Source organism: Marinomonas vulgaris (assembly GCF_018145875.1).
Lineage (GTDB): Bacteria > Pseudomonadota > Gammaproteobacteria > Pseudomonadales > Marinomonadaceae > Marinomonas > Marinomonas vulgaris.
This window is the reverse complement of the sequence record NZ_JAGSSV010000007.1, coordinates 64,616-87,572: the sequence shown is the minus strand read 5'-3', so window position 1 is coordinate 87,572 and position 22,957 is coordinate 64,616. Positions and strand designations below refer to the sequence as shown.

20 protein-coding genes are annotated in these 22,957 nt (G+C 48.0%); 9 read left to right on the top strand and 11 right to left on the bottom strand.

Annotation, left to right across the window (positions count from 1 at the left end; translation table 11 throughout):
• Nucleotides 1-15: 15 nt before the first annotated feature.
• From J9B83_RS07845 to J9B83_RS07815, 7 genes are all read right to left on the bottom strand, one after another.
• Nucleotides 16-936 (bottom strand): energy transducer TonB, encoded by a 921-nt coding sequence (locus J9B83_RS07845; protein WP_211536200.1) that lies wholly within the window; start codon nt 934-936, stop codon nt 16-18.
• Entirely contained in the window at nt 933-1,364 is a 432-nt protein-coding gene (locus tag J9B83_RS07840; RefSeq protein WP_211536199.1) for an ExbD/TolR family protein, read from the bottom strand. The genes J9B83_RS07845 and J9B83_RS07840 overlap by 4 nt, the downstream gene beginning before the upstream one ends.
• A complete protein-coding gene (locus J9B83_RS07835) occupies nt 1,361-1,783 on the bottom strand; it encodes an ExbD/TolR family protein (protein ID WP_211536198.1) in 423 nt (140 codons plus the stop codon). The genes J9B83_RS07840 and J9B83_RS07835 overlap by 4 nt, the downstream gene beginning before the upstream one ends.
• Nucleotides 1,773-2,480, bottom strand: a complete 708-nt coding sequence (locus J9B83_RS07830; RefSeq protein WP_328797717.1) for a MotA/TolQ/ExbB proton channel family protein — start codon at nt 2,478-2,480, stop codon at nt 1,773-1,775. The genes J9B83_RS07835 and J9B83_RS07830 overlap by 11 nt, the downstream gene beginning before the upstream one ends.
• Nucleotides 2,481-2,608: 128 nt before the next feature.
• The gene (locus J9B83_RS07825; protein WP_211536196.1) at nt 2,609-3,934 is read right to left on the bottom strand and encodes an MATE family efflux transporter; all 1,326 of its coding nucleotides are present in this window, start codon (nt 3,932-3,934) and stop codon (nt 2,609-2,611) included.
• Between the two features lie 32 nt (nt 3,935-3,966).
• Nucleotides 3,967-5,196 carry a multidrug effflux MFS transporter gene (locus J9B83_RS07820; protein WP_236037191.1) on the bottom strand — a complete coding sequence of 410 codons (1,230 nt, stop codon included), beginning with the start codon at nt 5,194-5,196 and terminating at the stop codon, nt 3,967-3,969.
• On the bottom strand, nt 5,193-7,751 hold the full coding sequence (locus J9B83_RS07815; RefSeq protein ID WP_211536195.1) for an EAL domain-containing protein: 2,559 nt from the start codon (nt 7,749-7,751) through the stop codon (nt 5,193-5,195). Before J9B83_RS07815 ends, J9B83_RS07820 begins: the two co-directional genes overlap by 4 nt.
• A 226-nt stretch (nt 7,752-7,977) precedes the next feature.
• On the opposite strand from J9B83_RS07815, the gene J9B83_RS07810 reads away from it, so the two are divergent.
• A complete protein-coding gene (locus J9B83_RS07810; RefSeq protein ID WP_211536194.1) occupies nt 7,978-9,030 on the top strand; it encodes a peptidase M42 in 1,053 nt (350 codons plus the stop codon).
• Here J9B83_RS07810 and J9B83_RS07805 read toward each other — a convergent pair.
• Together J9B83_RS07805 and J9B83_RS07800 are read right to left on the bottom strand one after the other, a co-directional pair.
• The gene (locus J9B83_RS07805; RefSeq protein ID WP_211536193.1) at nt 9,016-9,564 is read right to left on the bottom strand and encodes a DUF7482 domain-containing protein; all 549 of its coding nucleotides are present in this window, start codon (nt 9,562-9,564) and stop codon (nt 9,016-9,018) included. The two genes, J9B83_RS07810 and J9B83_RS07805, sit on opposite strands and share 15 nt — an antisense overlap.
• 22 nt (nt 9,565-9,586) lie before the next feature.
• A complete protein-coding gene (locus tag J9B83_RS07800) occupies nt 9,587-11,611 on the bottom strand; it encodes a sigma-54-dependent Fis family transcriptional regulator (RefSeq protein ID WP_211536192.1) in 2,025 nt (674 codons plus the stop codon).
• A 309-nt stretch (nt 11,612-11,920) separates the two neighbouring features.
• Here J9B83_RS07800 and J9B83_RS07795 point away from each other — a divergent pair, with 309 nt between their 5' ends.
• The 7 genes from J9B83_RS07795 (at nt 11,921) to J9B83_RS07765 (ending at nt 18,481) form a co-directional block, all read left to right on the top strand.
• Nucleotides 11,921-13,009, top strand: a complete 1,089-nt coding sequence (locus tag J9B83_RS07795; RefSeq protein ID WP_211536191.1) for an ABC transporter ATP-binding protein — start codon at nt 11,921-11,923, stop codon at nt 13,007-13,009.
• Between the two features lie 2 nt (nt 13,010-13,011).
• Complete coding sequence (locus J9B83_RS07790; protein WP_211536190.1) at nt 13,012-14,145, top strand: ABC transporter ATP-binding protein; 1,134 nt, start codon at nt 13,012-13,014, stop codon at nt 14,143-14,145.
• Nucleotides 14,135-15,004 (top strand): carbohydrate ABC transporter permease, encoded by an 870-nt coding sequence (locus J9B83_RS07785; RefSeq protein ID WP_211536189.1) that lies wholly within the window; start codon nt 14,135-14,137, stop codon nt 15,002-15,004. Before J9B83_RS07790 ends, J9B83_RS07785 begins: the two co-directional genes overlap by 11 nt.
• Nucleotides 15,005-15,013: 9 nt before the next feature.
• A complete protein-coding gene (locus J9B83_RS07780) occupies nt 15,014-15,892 on the top strand; it encodes a carbohydrate ABC transporter permease (RefSeq protein WP_211536188.1) in 879 nt (292 codons plus the stop codon).
• A gap of 11 nt (nt 15,893-15,903) precedes the next feature.
• Nucleotides 15,904-16,176 (top strand): DUF2160 domain-containing protein, encoded by a 273-nt coding sequence (locus J9B83_RS07775; RefSeq protein WP_211536187.1) that lies wholly within the window; start codon nt 15,904-15,906, stop codon nt 16,174-16,176.
• A gap of 112 nt (nt 16,177-16,288) precedes the next feature.
• The gene (locus J9B83_RS07770; protein WP_211536186.1) at nt 16,289-18,013 is read left to right on the top strand and encodes an ABC transporter substrate-binding protein; all 1,725 of its coding nucleotides are present in this window, start codon (nt 16,289-16,291) and stop codon (nt 18,011-18,013) included.
• A gap of 150 nt (nt 18,014-18,163) precedes the next feature.
• Entirely contained in the window at nt 18,164-18,481 is a 318-nt protein-coding gene (locus J9B83_RS07765; RefSeq protein ID WP_211536185.1) for a hypothetical protein, read from the top strand.
• Between the two features lie 35 nt (nt 18,482-18,516).
• On the opposite strand, the gene J9B83_RS07760 is transcribed toward J9B83_RS07765, so the two are convergent.
• The gene (locus J9B83_RS07760; RefSeq protein ID WP_211536184.1) at nt 18,517-21,456 is read right to left on the bottom strand and encodes an HD domain-containing phosphohydrolase; all 2,940 of its coding nucleotides are present in this window, start codon (nt 21,454-21,456) and stop codon (nt 18,517-18,519) included.
• A gap of 168 nt (nt 21,457-21,624) precedes the next feature.
• Here J9B83_RS07760 and J9B83_RS07755 point away from each other — a divergent pair, with 168 nt between their 5' ends.
• Nucleotides 21,625-22,443, top strand: coding sequence for a substrate-binding periplasmic protein (locus tag J9B83_RS07755; protein WP_211536183.1), 819 nt, complete (start codon nt 21,625-21,627; stop codon nt 22,441-22,443).
• Here the strand turns inward: J9B83_RS07755 and J9B83_RS07750 are convergent, their stop codons facing one another.
• The gene (locus J9B83_RS07750; protein WP_211536182.1) at nt 22,444-22,626 is read right to left on the bottom strand and encodes a hypothetical protein; all 183 of its coding nucleotides are present in this window, start codon (nt 22,624-22,626) and stop codon (nt 22,444-22,446) included.
• Nucleotides 22,627-22,957 lie beyond the last annotated feature (331 nt).

Here is a 22,957-nt window from a genome sequence, read left to right as displayed (position 1 = left end):
AAGAATACTGAGCGACTAACGTAAGTCGCTCAGTTTGAAGGAGACAGGTAAATTAATGCGCAACTCACTTTCCACCATACCTTTGGTAAAAGGTGGCAACGGCACTGAGCGCTTAATCATGTCCAGCACCGCATCATCAAGACGTCGATGCCCAGAACTCTCAGTAATTCTCACATCAGACACGGAACCGTCTGCATGAGCCACAAACGACAAAGACACGACCCCTTCCTCACTACGACGACGAGACGCCCTCGGGTAACGCTTATTACTGCCTAATACGGCGGTAAGCTGTGTAAAATAGTCGGCCTTAGCACCCGGGTTTCCACCTGTACTGGCTGAGTTGGCGCTGCCCGTGGTGGCCTTTTGATTTGCCGCGGAAGGCGGTGCAATCTTTTTAGGCATGGGCTTGACAGGTGCTGGCTCTTTTTTAGGCACTTTTTTAGGGAGTGGTTTAGGCTCTACCTTTGGTTCTTGTTTCGGTTTTGGCTTCGGCTCTTTTTTCGGTATTGGCTTAGGCTTAGGCTTTTCCACTTCAATGGGCGAGGCCTGTTTTACCTCAACAGGTTCTGGTTTAACCACTGGCTCTGGTTTAGGTTCAACAATAGGTTCTGGCTCAATAATCGGCTCAGGTTCAACAACAGGTTCAGGCTCGACAACGGGTTCTGGTTCGATAACAGGTTCAGGCTCGACGATGTCTTCAACCACTTCTTCGATAGGCTCTTCTATTATCTCTTCGACTTCTTGCACGTCTTCTTGAGCCATGGTGGTTTGTGCCGCAACGCCCAAATCGCCCACCATGCCTAAATCAAACTCTATACCTTGAGAACCGGGCGCTTGGCTGCCTTGTGGTGGTGAGTTAAACACCGCATAAAACGCCAGCGCATGCACAGAAATTGCCAAGCCACCAGCCAGTACCCAATGTCGTGTGGCGATCATTTTGCTTCTCTCTCTAGTTGAGTAGCCAAACTGACCTTGGTCAGTCCCGCTAAACGCACTTGATTGAAAATGGGCCGTAGCGAATCTAAAGGAATATCGCCATCGGCTTTGATTTGCACCCAAAAAGCGTCGGGGTTGACCGCGCTGGAAAACGCTTGCTCCAAGTAAGCTTGCACATCTTCAACGGTAAACAGCACATCATCCACATACAGAATATTGTCGGCGCCCACCACTATCTCAATATTTGGGTCGGTGGCCGCACGCGTATCATTGATAGATTGAGGGGGAATGACGGGGATTGGGTCAGCTTTGCGAATTTGTCCAGCGACCATAAAAAACACCAACATTAAGAACACCACATTGATCAGTGGCACCATGTTGTCATCGTCGTTGGCTTTTCTGGCGGCGTATTTTGCGGCTATTTTCATTTCGCCTCCGGCATAGCAAAGGCATTGGCGATGGAAACTGTTTCAGCGCCGTTAAGTTTCAAGCGATCAGCTAGGCTCATTAACGACTGTAAAGTCACCCCATCCTCTGCTTGGATAATAAACACCGCATCACCATTGTCGCTGACCAAAGTTTGAAACACAGACGAATCTGACAGGCTCAGCACCTCGTCGTTTACCCACACTTGGCCATTGTTTTGCTTCAACGTGAGAATCACATTGACGCGCTCTTCTGGGGCAGCAGGGGCGTCTGTTGCCACCGATAAAGGCGTATCCACAATGCGCCAAGGCACAAAGCTGGAGGTCAACATAAAGAACAACAATAGAATAAACACCACATCGATCAGTGGCGTTAAACTAATTGCGTTTTTGCGTTTAGGTTGGGAAATATTAAGCGGCATGCAAGGCTTTATCCTTGTCACTGCCGGTTTCTGCATCACGTTTTGAAACAGTGTGATGCGCCTGTGATGAGACCAGATTGACGGCTTTCACAGTGAAAACTTGAGTCACCATATCGTTCATATTGTGAGCAATACGCTCTACTTTACGCTCCAACCAGCTGTGCAAGGTCACCACAGGAATGGCTACTGCCAACCCAACGGCCGTGGTTAACAAGGCTTGCCAGATACCGCCTGACAACACAGAAGGATCGACCTGATTGCCCGCGCCTTCCATTTGTTGGAACGCGGTGATCATGCCTAATACTGTCCCCAACAAGCCTAACAAAGGGCTCAAAGTGGCGATGATTTCCAATGGACGAAGGTAAGCACGCAGCTGGCTCAATCGGTTCATCGCACGACGCTCGGCTTCTTCACGAATCACCTCAACATTGGCCTCGGCCGTCAGCATGGCGCGCATGGTGTAACTCACCAAGGCATCAATAGGACGTTTCTCATTAAGCAACGCAAGAGATTTATCTGCCGCGCCTGCTCGCCATTGCGCCAAGGCTAACTCTGCACGCTTGGTACTCTCTGCACGCAACGCCGCGAACTGCCACAGTTTCAGCAACACTATGGTCAACGCCACCACAGAAAACACCATCAGTATCCATACAACTGGCCCACCGACCTCTAAAAAAGCGATTATCTTCTGTTTCACCAAGGCGTCCACAATAATTCTCCAATAATTATAATTCAGGCATAGCGAGCATTATATACAAATGACATTCATTATCAACTAGGCTTTCAATTGCAATTTACCTACATTAGAGTGTTATGTTATATCATTTATACATCACGCTCAACGATGGCGAGCGTTCGTAAGTACATACGCCACGCACACCAACCAGCCAATAAATTACCAATTAAAATACCGATGAAGAGGCCTTTTAAACCCGCGATTTCAGAACCGATCCACAAACAAGGCAAAAAGAAAGCAAACAGCCGCAATGCCGAGATAGTAAGCGCCGTATAGGATTTGCCCAAGGCGTTGGACACCGACACCATCAGCATACACACTCCTAAAGAGCCCAGACTGATCGGCACTAGCATCAGATGCCAATTCAAAATAGTCGACACTTCCATCTCGCTGGTCAGTAGTTGTGACAAGGGTTCGGAGGCGAAAAAGGTCGCAAGCGCAACAAGTAATTGAAAGCCGATAATGAAACGCACCGCAATAAAAACAAGGTGGCGGATGTCATCCACTTTTTTCGCGCCCAATAATCGGCCGACCATAGGAGGGATGGACATGGTCAGCGCCAACGCGGACACAATCGCAAAGAACTCGAAGCGCGACCCGAGCGCCCATGAGGCTACCGCCGCGGTGCCAAAGCCGGCAATGAGTTTGGTCGCCAGCACAGACGACACTGGCGGTAATAACTGGCTGACCATCGCAGGCCCCATAATGTGCCCGATGGCCATAACACTTTTTGTGACGTTCAAATCTTGCCAATCCACGGTTACCCAATGCTTACGTGCCACCAGTGGCACCATGATTATCAGCCCCAATACAAACGACAGCGTGGTCGCCATGGCGGCGCCTTCTAATCCAAGGTCTAATGTGAAAATAAAAATCGGGTCTAACAGCACATTCAAGACACTGGTTACCACCATCATAATGCCCGGCAACAGCGTATTGCCATTTGAGCGACAAATGCTGTAATAAAAATACAATAATGCCCCAACCCAAGCACTGAGCAGCCAATGTGGCCAATACCCATCGACCACAGGGAAAATCGATTCTGGTGCGCTAAGAAGAGCCAAAATAGGATGACGTAACAACCACACCAGCACACCAAACACGGCAATACCAATGCTACCGATCGCCAGCACCAAGCCACCGAGCTGCTTGGCATAGCCATGGTTTCCAGCGCCCAATGCTCGAGAAATAATCGCTGTGGTGGCAATGCCCAAACCGACTTGAAGACCAATTACCACCATTTGAATCGGTAAGGTGAACCCTTGTGCCGCCAAAGGCAATACACCCAATTGGCCGATAAAGGCACTGTCGACCAGTTGAAAACTCATCAAGGATAAGATGCCGAACAACATCGGCCAAGTCATAGAGAAGAGCTGCTTTCCTAACGATGTGGAAGCAGCAACAGAAGAAGACATACGCGCACTCATACTAAATGTGAGGGCGTATTCTACCTTATTTGCACTCGATTACCGTACAGCAACATAATCAAAGCCAGCAGGGAGAAAATCACAAAACCGCTCGCTAACGGTGTGACGGTACCGAAGTAGAATTGCCCGATCAGGGTAGCGAAGATAATAGCCAATAAACTCGATAAGGACGAAATCAACGACGACGCCAGCCCAGCTACCGCGCCCAAAGGCTCCATGGCCATGGCGTTGACGTTACCGAAAATCATTCCAAAACAGGCGAACATAATGATACCCAAGGTCATAAACCACGATAGAGGCGGCACACCGTCGAACATCAAGGTGGAAATCAGTAACACAGAAGAAGCGGTTAATAAGACACTTAATGCACTCATCACGCAGCGTAACATGCCCACTCGCTGAACAATTTTGGCGTTAAAGAAGTTAATCGCCGACGAGCCAATGGCCATCACGGCAAAGTACAAGGGGAACTTATCACCGGTTTGATACACATCTTGAAACAAGGACTGCGCCGTACTGATGTACATCATTAACGCGCCAAAAATGGCCCCCAACAAGACGGTGAACGCCATCACCTCACGACGGCTGACAATCATTTTCACGTCAATCAGAAGGCGTTTTCGATTCAATGGAATACGATCAGCTACTGACAGGGTTTCTGGTTGACGAATCAATAGCCAGGTCGCAGCAATCGTCGCTTGAACAATCAGCAAGGCAAAGATCCAGCGCCAATCCGCAACCTGCATAACCAACTGCCCAACCGATGGCGCCAACATGGGCACCAACAAAAACACCATCATCACAAACGACATGATGCGCGCCATTGCCGCGCCCTTGTACAAATCTCGAATCAAGGCGCGAGACACAATTTTCGGCCCTGCCACACCAAACCCCTGAATCAAGCGCCCCAGTAAAAACACTTCAATCGACGACGCCAAAACCGCCACAATCGAGCCAATCACGTACACGCCAATGCCCAACAAGATGCTTTTTTTACGACCAATGGCATCGGATAAAGGCCCGAACAACAGCTCACCAAACACCATGCCTAAAATCATCGCCGAGACAAACCATTGGGTTTGCTGATAATCCACGATCGCTAGGGATTCAGCTATTTGAGCAAAAGCCGGCAACATGGCGTCCATGCTTAACGCCGTCAAAGACATCATTAATGCAAATAAAGCCACCAGCTCTTTTTCTGGCAAACGCTTTCGGCGGCTAAGGTGAGTGCCGCTGTTTAGCTCGCTCAAGACGGCACTATGATGGTATTGGCGTTAGTCACCCATTCAGCGATTTCCACCGCGTTTAATGGTTTCGAAAACAGATAGCCCTGGGCCACATGATAACCTTGGAGTTTAAGAATGTCGTATTGCTCCTGTCGTTCTATCCCCTCGGCGACCACATCTAGCTTTAAGCTTTCGCCAATTTGCAGTACGGCTTTACTGAGGGTTTGGCTGGTGTCGTCTTGCTCTAACTCAAACACAAAACTACTGTCCAGTTTAAGTTCTTTGATCGGGATTTTACGCAGATAACTCAAACTTGAATAGCCGGTGCCAAAATCGTCTATGGAAAAGCGAATGCCCTTGCTGTGAATCTCATGCAACACTTCCATGGTGCTCGGATTTGAATCTAGCAGCACGCTCTCGGTCAGCTCCAAGGTAATGTCCGATGGCTGAAGCTGATTATTTTCCAACTCGGCCATGATTTGACTGCACAAATCTTTATTATGAAAATTCAACGGCGACAGGTTTACCGACACCGCCGGAATCGCCACACCTTTGTTGCGCCAGATCGCCATTTGCTGGCAAGCGGCTTTAAGCGCCCACTTGCTCAAATCACCGATTAGGCCACACTCCTCCGCTAAAGGAATAAAGCGTGCTGGTGACACGGCGCCAAATTTCGGGTGATTCCAACGAGCCAAGGCTTCCACTCCGTACAACCTGCCAGTTTTCATATGAACCTGTGGCTGATAATGCAGTTCTAACTGATTATCGAGGATGGATCTTTGCAACTCTACCTCTAGCTCTTGTCGCTCCAACGCCAGCTGGTTAAGTTCGTGACTGAAAAACGAAAAGCGCCCTTTGCCCGCGACTTTTGCTTGATACATGGCCATATCTGCCCGGTGAATCAAGGTACCAATGTCTTGGCCGTCTTCTGGAAAAATACTGACCCCTATACTGGCCGACGGCGAATACAAGGTGCCGTCGATCGTTGTAGGACAAGCGATAGACAAACGCAGCTCTTCGATAAAGTAATTCAGATCGCTGGTGTGTTTGCCCATCACCACCAACAAAAATTCATCACCAGACAAGCGCCCACAAATGTCGGCGTTCACGCACTTACGCTTTAACCGGTCGGCGATTTCAATCAGCAACTTGTCTCCCTCTGGCTGGCCAAACGTATCGTTCACCTGCTTAAAGCGGTCTACATCCACATACAATACAGCCAAACTGCCTTTTAGTTGCTGCACTTCTCTAAGGGATTGCTCTGCCTTGGCGTGCAGCATGCTGCGATTGGGCAGCTTGGTTAAGCTGTCGTAATAAGCAAGGTGACGTATATCCTTGCGCTGTTTTTCACGCTCGATAGCCAAAGCGCACAAGGGGCCCAGTACATTAATCAGTTGGTGTTCTAATTCAGAGGGCGCCTGATTGTCCTTACGATAAAACGCAATCACACCGATCGACCCGCCTTGACTGTCTTTAATTGGCGTCGACCAACAACCTTTAAAACCGAAAGGCAGAATTCGCTCTCGGTAGCCATCCCACAAAGGATCATCATCAATGTCGGTAACCAGCACAGATTCGCCTAAATACGCCGCAGTACCAGACGACGCAACACCATTACCTATCCTAATATCATGCAATATTTTTCGATAACGACTAGGCAATTGTGGTGCGGACAATAGTTGCAAATTATTGTGTTCATCTATCTGCAAAATGGCTGGAATAATCCCATTATTGGTAATACGGCTGATCTCATGGCAAGCGTATTCCATAATAATCGACAGGGGCTGGTCACGAGCAATGGCACCTAACATGCAAGAATGCATCACTTCATGCAGCTTGGTCTTGGTGATGTCCGACAATATGGTCACCACATGGGTGAACTTTCCTGTGTCATCAAACACAGGATTACTCATGACGGAACACCAGACCTTTTGTCCACATTTACTTTGCAGCAATTCATCTTCGTTAATGGCTACCCCACTAAACAGCGTTTTACGCACATTCACCAAGTCTAAATGATTGTAACCTGGCGCAATCACAGAGATCGGCGTGCGGCCGATAATATCCTCATCTTGATACCCTAGAATCGAGGTAAAACCTTGGTTGATGTACACCACTTTCCAGTTGGCATCCGTGATGAAAATGGCGTTATTGGTTTTATCGGTGACTAGAGACAGCATTTCGATGCGTCTGCGCTCAATAACCGCACCCGTGACGTCTTTTACAAACGCGGTGTACAAATTCGCCCCATCCACGCTGACTTTCGAAATCGACATGGAGCCCCATTTCGTGGATCCGTCTTGGCAGGCAATTTCGACTTCACGATTGGTGCCGACTATTTTGTCCACACCCGACTCACGGTTCGCATTCACAAAACCATCGTGGTGAGGTTTGATATTGTCAGGAACAAGAAGTTTGACATTCTGTCCAACCACTTGGGCTTTTTTATAGCCCCATAGTTGCTCAGCAGCACCGTTATAAAAGACCACTTGATTGTTCGAATCGATCACAACGACCGCGTCCATGGCTTGCTCGAGTGTTTCTACGAACAAATCCGAAAGCAATTCTTTGGCTGGCATAGTCCTGATTCCATTCCTAAAAAATGACTAGAAGAATAGCATTTAAGTTTAAGCTTGGTGCCACTCTTTATGGCATTTTTATAATTTTTGTCATGAAAATGCGCCGTCTCAGGGCAACATAAGTCAAACTTATCGTTTCGATAACCGAAAAAAATAGTATGTAATTTCATCCATTCAGTTTATAAACGAGCCTTCGCTTTCTTCTTTCTTTTTGGAACCTTTTTGCATGCCTAGTGATGACTTTATCGACCTACTCAAACTGCTCGTTCGCGCTCCTAGCGTAGTGGGCGCAGAACACTCTTTCTTGCGCGTATTACAGCGCGAATTAGAAGAACGAGGGGCGAAAGTCACCTGGTACGAAGGCCTACTCGTCGCTCAAGGCAGCGACCCTTTTAGCACCATGTTTTCCGCACACATCGATCGCCACGGTTTAGTGTGCACAGGGCCAAATGAATTCCAATACGCGGCGTTTGTATCGGCCAATCGCACCGATTTATTGAACAATTCGGTCTCAGAAGAATTGATGACTAAAGTAACAGAACGCTTCAACCATGAAGAAGTGTATGCCTATGAGCCTTGGTCTGGCATATACCGCGGCAAAGGCGTCATCAAAAGTTCCTACGTGTGTGAATTTCGCAACAACTTAATTTTTGAAATCGACGGGCTTGAAGGCGTGGTCGCTGGCACGCCCATCGCGTTTAAAGACCAATTGCAAAAGGTTGATGATCGACTGGAAGGTCAGCTCGACAACGTGATTTCCGCCGCCGCCTTAGTGCATTTATTTGACCATGGCTTTAAAGGCACGGCGTTTTTCACCGCCCAAGAAGAAGCCGGCAAAAGCTGGCGTTATTTATTGGAATGGTTTCGACGTTTCGGTGGCTCAACGAACCGCTTGTTTGTGGTGGACACCAGCCCGTTCCCTAACTTAGACGCCGCCAATGAACAGCTGCTTGTACTACGTGAGAAAGACGCCAACGCCACTTTTAATACAGACAGCACTCAGCTATTAGAAAGCTTATGCAAAGACAACGGCATCTCGTATTTGTATAAAAACCGTTACGTGGAAAGTGAAAACGCCAAACGCGCTGAACAAGGCTTGCCGCCGAGTTCGTTAGGCAGTACGGAGTTGGGGCGTATTATCGCGGCATCGAATGGTTTGGTGGATGGCACCACCATTCAAATACCAACCATTGGCTATCACACCATGCACGAGTCCGCATCGGTAAAATCTGTCGACGCCTTCCTACGCATGTTAAAAGTGCTCTCAGCGATCGAATAGCAGATGGGGTTCCTTCAGCGAAAACGGCAACACAGGACAATTGAGCACCACGTCGGTTCGCTCAACGGTCACTAGCCCCTCGTCTTCTGCCACGAAAATGGCCTCTTCCGACCTAAGTTCACGGGCTTTACTTGGGTCTTTCCACACCACTGTGTACATTAACCACAAAGGCGAATACTGCTTGTCTTCGCTGCTTGGTCCTAACGGCTGAGGCGCAGAAGGAAACACATTCCATGCTTGCTCTTGGTTTGGAAAAGCATACACCCGCTCTAAAGCACTTTTTACGCCTGGTGATCTTGGGTATCTGGGCAGAGCGTCTCGAAGACGAGGCGCATAGTTGGCTTTTTTCTCAATGGCAATGGCTTGATCCGACACATCTGTGGTGATGTATAAGATTTCCTGATCGTTGTACCACGCGTGGTACAACGGAAAATGAATCGCCACCTCGTCGCCTTGAACATGCTTTGTCAAAGGTGCGGCGCACGCAGATAAGAGCAGAGCCATCACACACCAACACACACTTTGCTTTATCATAGGTCGCCCTTTATCGTCTTTGTCACTCGTTATCGCCATTGTCTTTTAACTTACCGTATTTGTACACGGTATTACGACTCACGCCGGCGCTTTTCGCCGTTTGAGTCACATTGCCTTTAAATTCACTCAGTAAACGCGGTATGAGTGTTTCCAACGGCTCTTCTTGTGCTGTGTTTGACGTCGCAGTCTGCTGATTTTCCACCTTGTCATTGGTCTTACCAAGACCGCTTTCATCAAGGTCATCGAAAAAATCATCCGGCAAATGCCACTCTTCCAACACCTCTTCGTCGGCCATGGCCATGCCGACTTTTAACACATGAGCAAGCTGTCGCATGTTGCCCGGCCAAGGGTGCGTCACCAATAAATCAATCATCGCGGGCGATAAAGCCGGGCCTGGCTCTTCTTTTCTCAGTCGATTATGTAAATATTGAATCAGCCTCGCCTTGTCAGAACGCTCACGCAACGCCGGTAACTCAATGTTCAACCCTGAAATGCGATAATACAAATCTTGTCGAAAACGCCCTGCTTTCACCTCGTCCTTTAAGGTGCGATTCGTCGCCGACACCAGCTTAATGTCCACCGGATAGGTCTCTGTTGAGCCTAAAGGCGTGACGACTCTTTCTTGTAGTACACGCAACAAACGTGATTGTACTGCCATGGGCATTTCACCGATTTCATCCAGAAATAAGGTGCCGCGATGGGCGCGCCGAATCAGGCCTATCGAGCCCCGGTTTTGTGCGCCTGTAAAAGCGCCTTTTTCATAACCAAATAGTTCAGACTCCACCAATTCAGCAGGAATTGCTGCACAATTCACCGCCACCAGCATCTCTTTGGCACGGGAGCTGTGGTAATGCAAACTGCGCACAAAAATCTCTTTTCCCGCCCCCGTTTCGCCATGAATCAAAATAGGAATGTCTTTTTCCATGATCTTATGAGCTTGACGCACTAATCGCTCAACTCGTTCGTCGCCATGTTGCAACTCAGCAAGTGGAATCACATTGTCAGGCAAATCCGTCGATACGTTTTTTTGCAAATCAGTCTCTACCTCTTTTGTGGCAAGCGGTTTAGTTGATTTTGGCGACACATATTCCGTGCGCTGACGAAAGTCTGGTACGCGCATAATTTGCTGCACCGGCGGAATCACTTTGACATAAAACTGATAGCGCCCCATGGCGATCAATTTCATCGGTAAGCTTACCGGATGGTGCTTGATTTCGCGCATTTCAATGTCAAAAATTTGGTTAATATTGAGCAACGCCAAATCTCGCGCTAAGACGACTTCAGCACGGCGGTTGGCCGAGACAATGGTGCCGTTTTCGTCGAGCACCAAAATACCCGACCAATGACTGTCCAAACTGACCACATTGGTATTAAAACTGAGGATGAAATGCTCTTGCTGAAACGCCGAAAAGATCAGTCTATTTTCCACACTGAGCGACATGAGTTTGACCATGCCAAAGGTATGGTCTTGCGGCAAATAGGCGTCGGATGAAATATCGAGCACGCCGACAAGATCGTTTTTCGTGTTGTAAATGGGCGAGGCAGACCCAACCATAAAACGGTTAGCGCGCAGAAAATGTTCGTCCCGCCCCACTTGAATGGCCTCACCGGTGATCAGCGCGGTGCCAATGGCATTGGTGCCAACGCCCATTTCCGTCCACTGATTACCGCCTATTAAACCGTGTTCCGCTGCGCTGCCAAAGCGCGGCTGTCCCCATGTGTTCAGCACATGTCCTTGACGATCTGCCAACACAATCATGCACGCCGAGTTGCTCAGAATGTTTTCGTAATACGGCAACACTTCGTTTTCCGTGGTTTCCAACAAACTGCGGTGCTGGTCGACCAAATCGTTCAAGGTGCCTTTTGGCAGAGCCGCAAAATCCGGCTGGCTGGTGTGATCCAGACCAAACTGCTCACAACGATACCAAGACGCTTGAATACGCTCTTTATGGGTTTGCCATACACCGCTTTCTGGCAAAAGTGCCGTGCTCTCTGTGGCCGTATTTTCGGTGGTCGTCGTGTTTTTTTGTTTTTGTTCTTCGTGCATATCCGACTCCAACACAACCGACCCAAAATACGAGCAGTGTGCATGAAATGTTCATTTTAATGAGGAACTGTAAACACTTTGAACACTCGTGAACAGTCCCTGTTCGAAAGCGAAAACCATCACATTCGTTTAAGAAAAGACAATAAATTGTTATTTATCAATAATTTATAAACAGATAATACCAATAAAATATTTTTGGCACAGGTTTTGTAATGTATTACATCATAAGGGTTGTCTTGTGTGCGTTCACTTTTGCACCGCACATCACATTGAACACCCAAAATAATAACAACAAAAAAGGTACTCACAATGTCTCTGACGCTGCAGAATGTATCGCGCGTTGTTGAAGGCGAGACGTGGATCGACGAGGTCAATTTGACCCTAGAACCCGGCTCTTTCAACGTCTTGCTCGGACGCACCTTGTCCGGCAAAACCACGCTGATGCGCCTCATGGCCGGCCTAGACCGACCCACCAAAGGTAAAATCCTCATGAATGGGGTGGACGTGACCGGCATGCCCGTGCGCGAACGCAACATTTCCATGGTGTACCAACAATTCATTAACTACCCCAACCTGACGGTTTACGAAAATATCGCGTCGCCACTGCGCCTAGCGAACATGGACGAAACCGAAGTCGATCGTCGAGTACGCGAAACCGCGACCATGCTGCGCATTGACCCTTTCCTCGATCGTTTGCCCTTACAACTGTCTGGCGGGCAACAGCAACGTACCGCCATGGCTCGCGCATTGGTGAAAGACTCACAAATTATCTTGTTCGATGAGCCTTTGGTAAACCTTGATTACAAATTGCGCGAAGAGCTTCGCCAAGAATTACGTGCCCTGTTTAAAGCGCGTAACTGCATTGCGATCTATGCCACCACAGAGCCGAACGAAGCCCTCGCATTGGGCGGCAACACGGCGGTACTCAACGAGGGTCGTTTGCTGCAAATGGGGCCAACCGCCGAGGTCTACCACCAGCCCAAAGACATCATCACCGCCGAAATGTTTTCCGAGCCGCCCATCAATGTGGTGCCGGGGCGTGTCAGCGAAGAAGAAGTCACCTTCGACGACACAGTACATTTTCGTTTAAACAACGATTTACGTCGCTTGTCACCCGGTGAATATCAATTTGGCGTGCGTGCCTCGCACATTGGTTTGGTGCCCCATGCCGATGACGATTTGGAATTGCCAGTACGCGTTGACCTTGCCGAAATCAGTGGGTCAGAAACCTTCTTGCACGTACACAATCCACATTTTGACTTGGTACTGCATTTGTCAGGGGTCCATGCTTACCAAGTGGATCAAGAAATCAAAGTCTATTTTCCTACGCACAAGCTGTACGCCTTTGATGCGAATGGCAAAATGGTGCATTCCCCAGCACGAATGAGGGAGCAATAATCATGGCCGCCATCACACTCAATGCCTTAGCGCATACCTATTCAGACAACCCAACAAAACCGGAAGATTACGCGATTCGTGAAATGACGCACGTTTGGGAGCAAGGTGGCGCGTTTGCGTTACTTGGCCCATCGGGTTGTGGCAAATCAACGCTGTTGAACATCATTTCTGGTTTGTTAGAACCCTCTAACGGCGAAGTCTTGTTTGACGGTAAGCGTGTCAACGAACTGAAACCTGAAGAACGCAATATCGCACAAGTTTTCCAATTTCCCGTGGTCTACGACACCATGACGGTGTTTGATAACTTAGCGTTTCCGTTGCGCAACATTGGCGTGCCAGAACACAAGATCAAATCGAAAGTCTTCGAAGTGGCGGATATCTTAGAACTGTCTGACCAGCTAAAACGCAAAGCCAAAGGCTTATCTGCCGATCAAAAACAAAAGGTTTCCATGGGTCGCGGGTTAGTGCGTGACAATGTCTCGGCGATTTTATTCGACGAGCCACTCACCGTGATCGATCCACAGCTTAAATGGAAGCTGCGCCGTAAACTCAAGCAAATTCACGAACAATTCAACATCACCATGGTGTACGTGACCCACGATCAATTGGAAGCGTCGACCTTCGCTGACAAAATCGCCGTCATGTACAACGGGCAAATTGTGCAATTTGGCACGCCCCGAGAATTGTTCGAAAAACCCGCGCATACCTTTGTTGGCTATTTTATTGGTAGCCCAGGCATGAACTTTTTCGAGGTTGAGCTCAAAGACACCCTGCGTTTTGGTGACCATGAGATCACCACCAGCGACGCCATGCTGACTCGGCTCAACGCCATGCAACCCAAAAAAATCACCGTCGGTATTCGTCCTGAATTTGTCCATGTATGGGACGGAAAAAACGACGATGCATTTAAAGTCGATGTGGATTACGTGGAAGATTTGGGCACTTACAAAATTTTGTCATTCCTGTTCAATGGCCAAATGATGAAGGCTCGATTGAGCGAAGATCAAAAAGTGCCATCTGGGCAAATCTACGTCAGCTTTCCGGAACAATGGACCAAGGTGTATGTAGACGAATATCTTGTCGAGGTGGCCGATCCGGTCATCACTCAATCCGAGGAGACTCATCATGCAAACTAAAGTAGAAAACAACAAGGCGTGGTTTTTGGTCATGCCGGTTTTCCTGATCGTGGCCTTCTCTGCCATCATCCCTTTGATGACAGTGGTGAACTATTCGGTACAGGATATTTTTGACCCTTATACGCGCTACTTCGTCGGCACAGAGTGGTTCAAACAAGTCATGTTAGACAGCCGCCTGCATGAAGCGCTGCTGCGTCAGTTCTTGTATTCCTTCACGATTCTGGCCATCGAAGTGCCTCTGGGTATTTGTGTCGCCTTGATGATGCCAACCAAAGGCCGTGGCGCGTCTTTGGCGTTGATTTTGGTGGCGATTCCTCTGCTCATTCCTTGGAATGTTGTTGGGACTATTTGGCAAATTTTTGGTCGTGCGGATATTGGTTTGTTTGGTGCTTTTATGAATGGTTTAGGCATGGATTATAACTATTCCTCTAACCCAACAGACGCCTGGTTTACCGTTGTCCTAATGGACGTTTGGCACTGGACTCCGCTGATTGCCCTCTTATGCTATTCCGGTTTACGCGCTATTCCTGAAGTGTACTATCAAGCCGCACGCATCGATCAAGCATCGCGCTGGGCGGTGTTCCGTTATATCCAATTGCCTAAACTGGCGAACGTGTTGGTGATCGGCATGTTATTGCGCTTTATGGACTCCTTCATGATTTACACCGAACCCTTCGTCTTGACCGGTGGCGGCCCTGGTAGCTCGACAACTTTCTTGAGTCAGTCATTGGTGCAACAAGCGATTGGTCAATTTGACTTGGGGCCAGCGGCGGCGTTCTCGTTGGTGTATTTCTTAATTATTTTGCTCGTATGCTGGGTGTTTTACACCACCATCATGAACATGCAAAAAGACAAGTAGGAGCGAATCATGACGCATTCTTCGACCCCGATCTCACAAAAAGAACAAGCACCGGTTCACAGCCAGGCTGAACGTAAAGCGCGTAATGCCACGTTGCGTGGTCGTTTTGGGCTGGTCTTTTACGTGGTGTTATTGCTGTTGCCCATTTATTGGTTGGTCAATATGTCGTTCAAGACCAATACTGAAATTCTCAGTGGTTTGTCGTTTTTCCCAGCGGATTTCACCTTGGAAAATTACGCCAAAATATTCAGCGATTCAACGTGGTACATGGGCTATTTGAACTCGATTCTCTATGTGTCTATGAACATGGTGATCAGCTTATTGGTGGCTTTACCAGCCGCTTATGCCTTTAGCCGTTATAAGTTTATTGGCGATAAGCACATGTTTTTCTGGTTGCTTTCGAACCGTATGGCGCCACCCGCGGTGTTCTTACTGCCCTTCTTTCAGCTTTACTCTTCTGTGGGTTTGTTTGACACCCACATTGCCGTGGCGCTGGCACATTGTATTTTCACCGTGCCGTTAGCGGTGTGGATTTTGGAAGGCTTTATGAGCGGTGTACCCCGTGAAATTGACGAAACCGCGTACATCGACGGCTACTCGTTTCCGAAATTCTTTGTGCGCATTTTTATTCCTTTGATTCGTTCTGGTATCGGCGTAACGGCGTTTTTCTGCTTCATGTTTTCGTGGGTAGAGCTTTTGTTAGCGCGCACACTGACGTCCGTCGACGCTAAGCCGATTGCCGCCATTATGACGCGGACGGTGTCGGCGTCGGGCATGGATTGGGGGCTGCTGGCCGCCGCCGGTGTGCTGACCATTCTTCCCGGAATGTTGGTGATCTACTTCGTTCGTAACCACGTTGCGAAGGGCTTCGCCCTTGGCCGAGTATAAGGAGAACTATCATGGCTTGGATGTCTTGGACATTACCCACTGCGCTGTTTTTTATCGGCATCGGAGTGATCTTGGTCGGTATGACCACCTGGCAAATTGTATCGCCTTGCGTGGAACGTCGTGGTTTTTTACCACTGGCGACCACTCGTGGCGATCGTTTATTCATCGGCCTGCTTAGCAGTGCCTTTATCCACCTTGCATTCGTTGCATTAACGGATGTGAACATCGCGGTGGCAACCGCCTTGTGCGCGTTTTGGATGATTATTCTAATGCGCTGGGGTTAAGCTGCGTTTTCAGTCTTGAAAACGCAGCACTTTGTAATAACGAATGGACTGTCTGGCACGGAAGCACACGTCAAAAACCAAAAAGAAACACTACACTTTGTTGAGGTAAACCATGCACTACAATAAGAAAAAAATTGCACTCGCCGCCTTGCCTTTTGCCGTCATGATGCATTCTGCCACGCTGTGGGCAGACGCGTATTCCGACGCCGCGCAAAAATGGGTAGAGACCGAATTCTCCGTGTCGACACTGAGCAAGCAACAACAGCTTGATGAATTACAGTGGTTCACCGACGCTGCCGAACGTTTCCGCGGTATGGAAATCAATGTGGCGTCCGAGACGCTCACAACGCACAAATACGAATCTCAAGTGTTAGCCAAAGCCTTTGAAGAAATCACCGGTATCAAGGTCAATCACGACTTGATTCAAGAAGGCGATGTGGTTGAAAAATTGCAAACGCAAATGCAATCGGGCCGTAATATTTACGACGCTTACGTGAACGATTCTGACTTAATCGGTACTCACTTCCGTTACGGAAAAGTCGTGCCTATTTCCGACATGATGATGGGCGATGGCAAAGACGTTACCTCGCCTACGTTAGATCTAGCCGACTTCATCGGTTTGGACTTCACTACAGGCCCAGACGGTAAGCTTTACCAATTGCCAACCCAGCAGTTCGCTAACTTGTACTGGTTCCGCGCGGATTGGTTTGCCCGTGACGACCTAAAAGCCAAATTCAAATCCATTTATGGTTATGACCTTGGCGTACCGGTAAACTGGTCAGCGTATGAAGACATCGCGGAATTCTTTACCGATAAAGTCAAAACCATTGACGGCGAGCCGGTTTACGGCCACATGGATTACGGTAAAAAAGACCCATCTTTAGGCTGGCGCTTCACCGATGCCTGGTTCTCTATGGCGGGTGCCGGCGATAAAGGCACGCCAAATGGCTTACCGGTAGACGAATGGGGTATTCGTATCAAAGACGCTTGTTCACCAGTGGGTTCCAGTGTCTCCCGCGGTGGTGCAACCAATGGCCCTGCGGCGGTTTATGCCACCACCAAATACGTCGAATGGCTACGTAAGTACGCGCCACCAGAAGCTCAAGGCATGACCTTCTCTGAATCTGGCCCAGTGCCAGCACAAGGCGGCGTGGCTCAGCAAATTTTCTGGTACACCGCCTTTACCGCGGACATGACCACCAAAGGCTTGCCTGTGGTTAACGAAGACGGCACGCCAAAATGGCGCATGGCGCCTTCTCCGGTTGGGCCATACTGGGAAGAAGGCATGAAAAAAGGCTATCAGGACGTAGGCGCTTGGACCTTCATGAACTCTACGCCAACCGATCGCCGTCTTGCGGCTTGGTTGTACGCTCAGTTCACCACAGCCAAAACCGTGTCTTTGCAAAAAACCTTGGTCGGCTTAACACCGATTCGTGAATCGGACATCAATTCGCCTGAAATGGCGGAAGCGGCACCGAAACTAGGTGGTCTAGTAGAATTCTACAAAGGGCCTGCACGTAAGCAGTGGTCGCCAACGGGGATCAACGTGCCAGATTATCCAAAACTGGCTCAGCTATGGTGGCAGTACATTTCTCAAGCCGCCAGTGGCGAAGCCACTCCTCAAGAAGCCCTAAATGGCTTAGCGGCAGCGCAAGATAAAGTCATGGAACGTCTCGAGCGCGCTAACGTGCAGCCTTTGTGTGGACCAAAACTCAACACACCTCGCGACGAAGCTTACTGGTTGGCTCAACCTGGCGCACCAAAAGCCAAACTAGCAAATGAAAAACCACAAGGTGTCACCGTTTCCTACGATGCACTACTACGCTCTTGGGAATAAGGTCTGCTTTGTAAAAGTTAACTCAATCTGAACTTTTGACCGGCCTAGGCCGGTCTTTTTTTAGGCAAAATAGGAAATACCTAACACACTAAACTGATGATTTTCGAATAAAATACAGCGCATACTCACTTCACTTTTCCTAAGGCTCTCATGACGACATTTACACAACCCAATGACGACTTAGCACATGCAAGAAACGCGTTTGAAACCAGTTTGTCGAACTTTGCGACGGATCACTCTGACGTCGTTGCTGATATGCAAAAAGTGGTTGAAATATTGCTAACTCAAAAGCAGTTTGCTGAGGCATTAAAAGAGATAGAGCAGCTAAAGACTCTGGCCGCGTCGAATAAGAAGATAAAAATTGCCATGCTAGAAATGAAAAGTCGAATCAAACAAGTTGGCGCTAGATCAGGTTTTCGATCCAGAGCCACCAAAAAATATGCTACGAAAAAAACGCCATCGAAATAAACACACGTGGCGATGCCGTTAACAGCATCACCAGCCTAGACCGGTATTTTTTTATCCAGATACTGTGCAATATTTACGTCGTCGATTTGCTCTGGCTTCATGTATTGCTGGGCGTAAACAAGGTACGTTTGAGACTCTAAAAACAAGCGGAAGATATCTGGGTCAATGTGCTGACTCTCTACCATAGACGCCATGATTCTCACCGCGTCGGAGAGCATCTTGCCTTTTTTATAGGGTCTGTCGATGGCGGTCAGGGCTTCAAAAATATCTGCCACGGCCATCATTCGAGCCACAGGAGACATTTCATCGCGGGTTAAACGCTTGGGATAGCCGGTTCCGTCCATTTTCTCATGATGACCACCAGCCAGTTCAGGTACAGCACTGAGGTGTTTGGGGAAAGGCAATTTTTCTAACATCTTAATGGTTTGAACGATGTGTTCGTTGATTTTATAGCGATCTTCTGGCGTCAAGGTGCCCCGCTGTATGGACAAATTGTAAATTTCGCCGCGATTATAAAGCAGCTCCGGCACGTCCATTTTGAAGCCCCACGGATTGTCTTCCCGTAAGGTATCCGCTTCGGGGCGCTCGAAAAGGTGCTCTGGGCGATCGGCCAGTAATGGCTCTTGCGAAGGCAACTCGGGGGCAACGACTCTGTTTTTACGCTCTAACTCTTCGTGGGAAATGCCCAAACGATCGTCGAGGGTTTTGGTCCAGGTTTTTTGTGCAATGGCGTCCATACGACTTTGTTTACTTTCATCGAGGTATACGCCACCTTGGTTCAGGTTGGCGATAAAGGCAAAATCGTCATCCAGCTCAGCTAAGGTCGCTTGTAAGGCGGTGTCGTCTGTTTGAATACACGCAGCGTCGAGTTCATCACGCAAGAAGCGAATCTCGGCTTCGCGTTTGATCACTTCCACCCGCATGCGTATCTCGTGGATGCGATCATAGATAGTTTCCAATTTGGTGGCCTTATCGATGACAAATTCTGGCGTGGTGATTTTACCGCAGTCATGCAGCCACGCCGCCACATGGATGGCTTCCCAGTTATCGCGGCTTAGGCTGAAATCTTTAAACGGGCCTTGGTTCGATTCGACGGCGGCTTTTGCAAGCAGCTTGGTAAGCTCAGGCACTCGCTCACAATGGCCACCGGTATAAGGGCTTTTCGCATCAATCGCGCCGGCAATCAGCTGAATAAAGCTCTCAAACAATTCACGCTGGGCCGTGATCAAACGTCGGGCTTCCACCGACACCGCTGCGGAGCCAGACAATGCCTCGGTAAATCGCATCAGTGTAGGATCAATACTTTCTTGTTCGAACAAAAGAATAACGCCCACCAGTTCACAGCTGCGATTAAACAAGGGTGCCGCTAGCAGGTTTGATGGTCGGTTTTCAACAACGCGGCTTGCCTCTCCTAACCCCATGCGTTCGAGCTCTTCGAAAGAGGCCTTGATGTGTTGTGCACCTTTGCTGTGCACAACACGTCCAATCAAGGAGTCCTCTTGGGATAATTCAATCGCCGGAATCTCAACCGCTAATGTTTTGCCACCCTCAATACGTGACGTAAAGGGCACCAAGGCCGTGTTTTCATTGTTGGTCAGATAAAGTACGCCCGCTTCCGTTTCTGTGGTGGCAATGATTTCATCTAACAATTTGACCAGCAGGGTATTAAAATCTTCTTCGGCCGCAATGGTTTTATTGATCTCAAGAAAGCGAGAAATAGTCACTCGCAAACGCTCCACTGTATCCGCTAGATCAGAGGCTTCCTTAACTCGAGTTTTCACTCTAATAGGGTGACTAAAATCAAACGAGGCGAGTTTTTGCACATCTTTTGACAACAAACTCAGCGGCTTAGTTATTTGCCGTATGATGTAAATACCAAAGGGGATAAACAAACAAAGGATGATTAAGATTACAATGCCTTGGTCACGAATGATTTTTCGTGTGGAAGCAAATAAGTTATCCGCCGGCACCGCCAACAATAAACGCACATCCGTTCCTGTACCGAAATTTAACGGTCGACTAGACACCACCCATTCTCGTCCAGCGGACTCGATCACACCGTGATGATAAGCCCCCGTCAAACCGATTTCGCGAGCGGCCGTTGGTAATATAGGAGACGCTAAGTTAGCAATATTTTGACGTACCGTTTGCCCGTTGTTGTTTTGTGTCATTAATTGGGAAAGATCCGAATAGGCCACCAAGGTGCCATCACTTTCGGTAATGGCGATTTCCGAGTCGGGGGTCAAGCGCAAACTTTTTATTTCTGATGTGAGCTGATCCACAGTCGCATCAAACCCTACCACAGAGGACGCACTCACAGAGCGCTGAGAAATAGAAACCCCCACTTTACCCGAAGTAAAAAACGTATAGGGGACACTTGTTACCGAACCAGATTGACTTTCACTGCCTTTAAACCAGGGCCGCTCACGGGGATCATAAATATAATCAGGCTTTTGCTGTATTTCCTGGAGTCTAAGGTCTTTATCGTACATCCGATATTCACCGACCATCTTGCCAGTAACATCTAGAGTGATGGTTTGCACAAGGTACGCGGTGGTACTGTCTAGATCGAAAAAATCCCTCACAGCTTGTGTGTCTGTTTTGCGGATCAGAAAAAACTCACCGTTGGCGTAACCAACATAAATGTTGCGGATAATAGGGTTACTTTTTAGTGCCTCTGCAAAAACAGGCAGTCGAGAGAGGCGAGTACTCAGATCGGTCGCAATGGTAATTTGGTCGTAAATCAGCACACTAAGCTGAGACTGGACAGGAGAAGTGAGCCGACGAGCGCGCTCTCGAATCATCATCCCGATAGTGTTAAATTGCTCTTCCAATGCCGCCGTTAATGCATTGTTCGCACCCTTATATCCCAACACAACAACGGTACTAGCAATGGCGATGGCAAGCGCCACACTGGATACAATAAGTAATGTTTGAACGGAAACAAGAAAACCTTTCTGTTGACGTTGTGGCATGAAAAACAATCCCTTCGATTTTCTCGTTCTAGTAGCATCTAATGCGCATGAATTGCGGTAATAACCTACTTTTTAGCTTACTATACACAAAAATAACAAGGTTTTTTGACGCTTTCTTTGCGCTGCTTGCGCCTTTTTTACTCACTATCTTACTAATACTGAGGAGTCATGATGCCAGTAAAATGTTGTATTTTAGTCTTATTTCTCTCTGTCGCACTACACACTTACGCTGATGAAACGGATCTATTTGGTTGCAATAATACGAGTATTTCTGTCGGGCTGACGAACTCTGGCGTGATGAATTACAATGGTCAAGGTATCGATCCAGACTTACTGCAAACACTCAGTGAATTGACCCATTGCACATTCAAATTTGTTCCTGTCACTCGTCAATACGCTTTTGATTTAATGGAAAAAGGCATTATCGATCTGGTTCCCAGTGTAACCCGTGAGCCCCATCGTGAGGCCTTCGCTTGGTTCATTCCCTACTATGAAGCTAAATTTCTTTTATTAACCAATGCAAATAAATTGCCAAACATTAAAAATCTAGAGCAATTAAAAAAAATCGCCGGTGTAAAACTTGCAAGAGCGACAGGCAGTGGATACGGCACTTACTTAAATTACCGCTTCTCTGAAATGGAAGCGCTGGGGATGGTAACGTTTTACGCCAACTACGAGGACACCATTAAAGCGCTGCTTAAAGGCGAGGTAAACGCGGCCTTTATTAACCCTCTACTTTACCAGCACCTGCCCCCCAAAGGTGAAGAACCCTTCCCACTTAAACTGCTCGACGTGTCTCCCGCAAATGCAACATTGGTGTCCTTGATGTTAGGAAAACACCGATTTTCAAGCGCACAGATCGCCAATTGGCTTCGCCTGATCGAAACCCTTGGGCTTAATGGCGAGTTACAAAAGATTATGGAGCAACACGTATCCGCCGATATTGCTACTTCGATGCTGGCTGGCCAGTTTCACGCCAGACACTAGCTAGTGCGTAATGCCCGAATGATTCATCATGAGCACCTTTAACTCGTCTTGCAGGCTTTCAATTTTTTCAACCAAAATATGTTGCTGGGAAGAAGGGATTTGGGAAATATCGTCAAGTGAGACCTTTTCTAGATTCTCGAGCAAGTTTTCTAGATGTTCTAAGCGATTTGTTTTCGTATTCATGCGAGTTCTCTCCGTAGATACATGCTGAGCATTCACCATAGCCGACTTTTGAATGCTTTACCGTCATTAATAAGGAAGTTATGTGAAGAATGCGCGTTTTCTGCTGTGCACCTAAAAATACTAGCGTGTTTTTTGCTATTGCATTTAAAAAAATCCGCAACTTTTTGTCATTCTTTTTTCAGCCCATGTAATCTTGTGTAAAGAAAACGAGATATGTTTGAAATTGTATAGATTCCATCGTTTTTCCCTACAAGTTAAGCCATAATGCGCCATGTTACTGGCTGTATTCAACGTATTGTTGGGTACTAACAGCTCACCATTATCAGGAAAC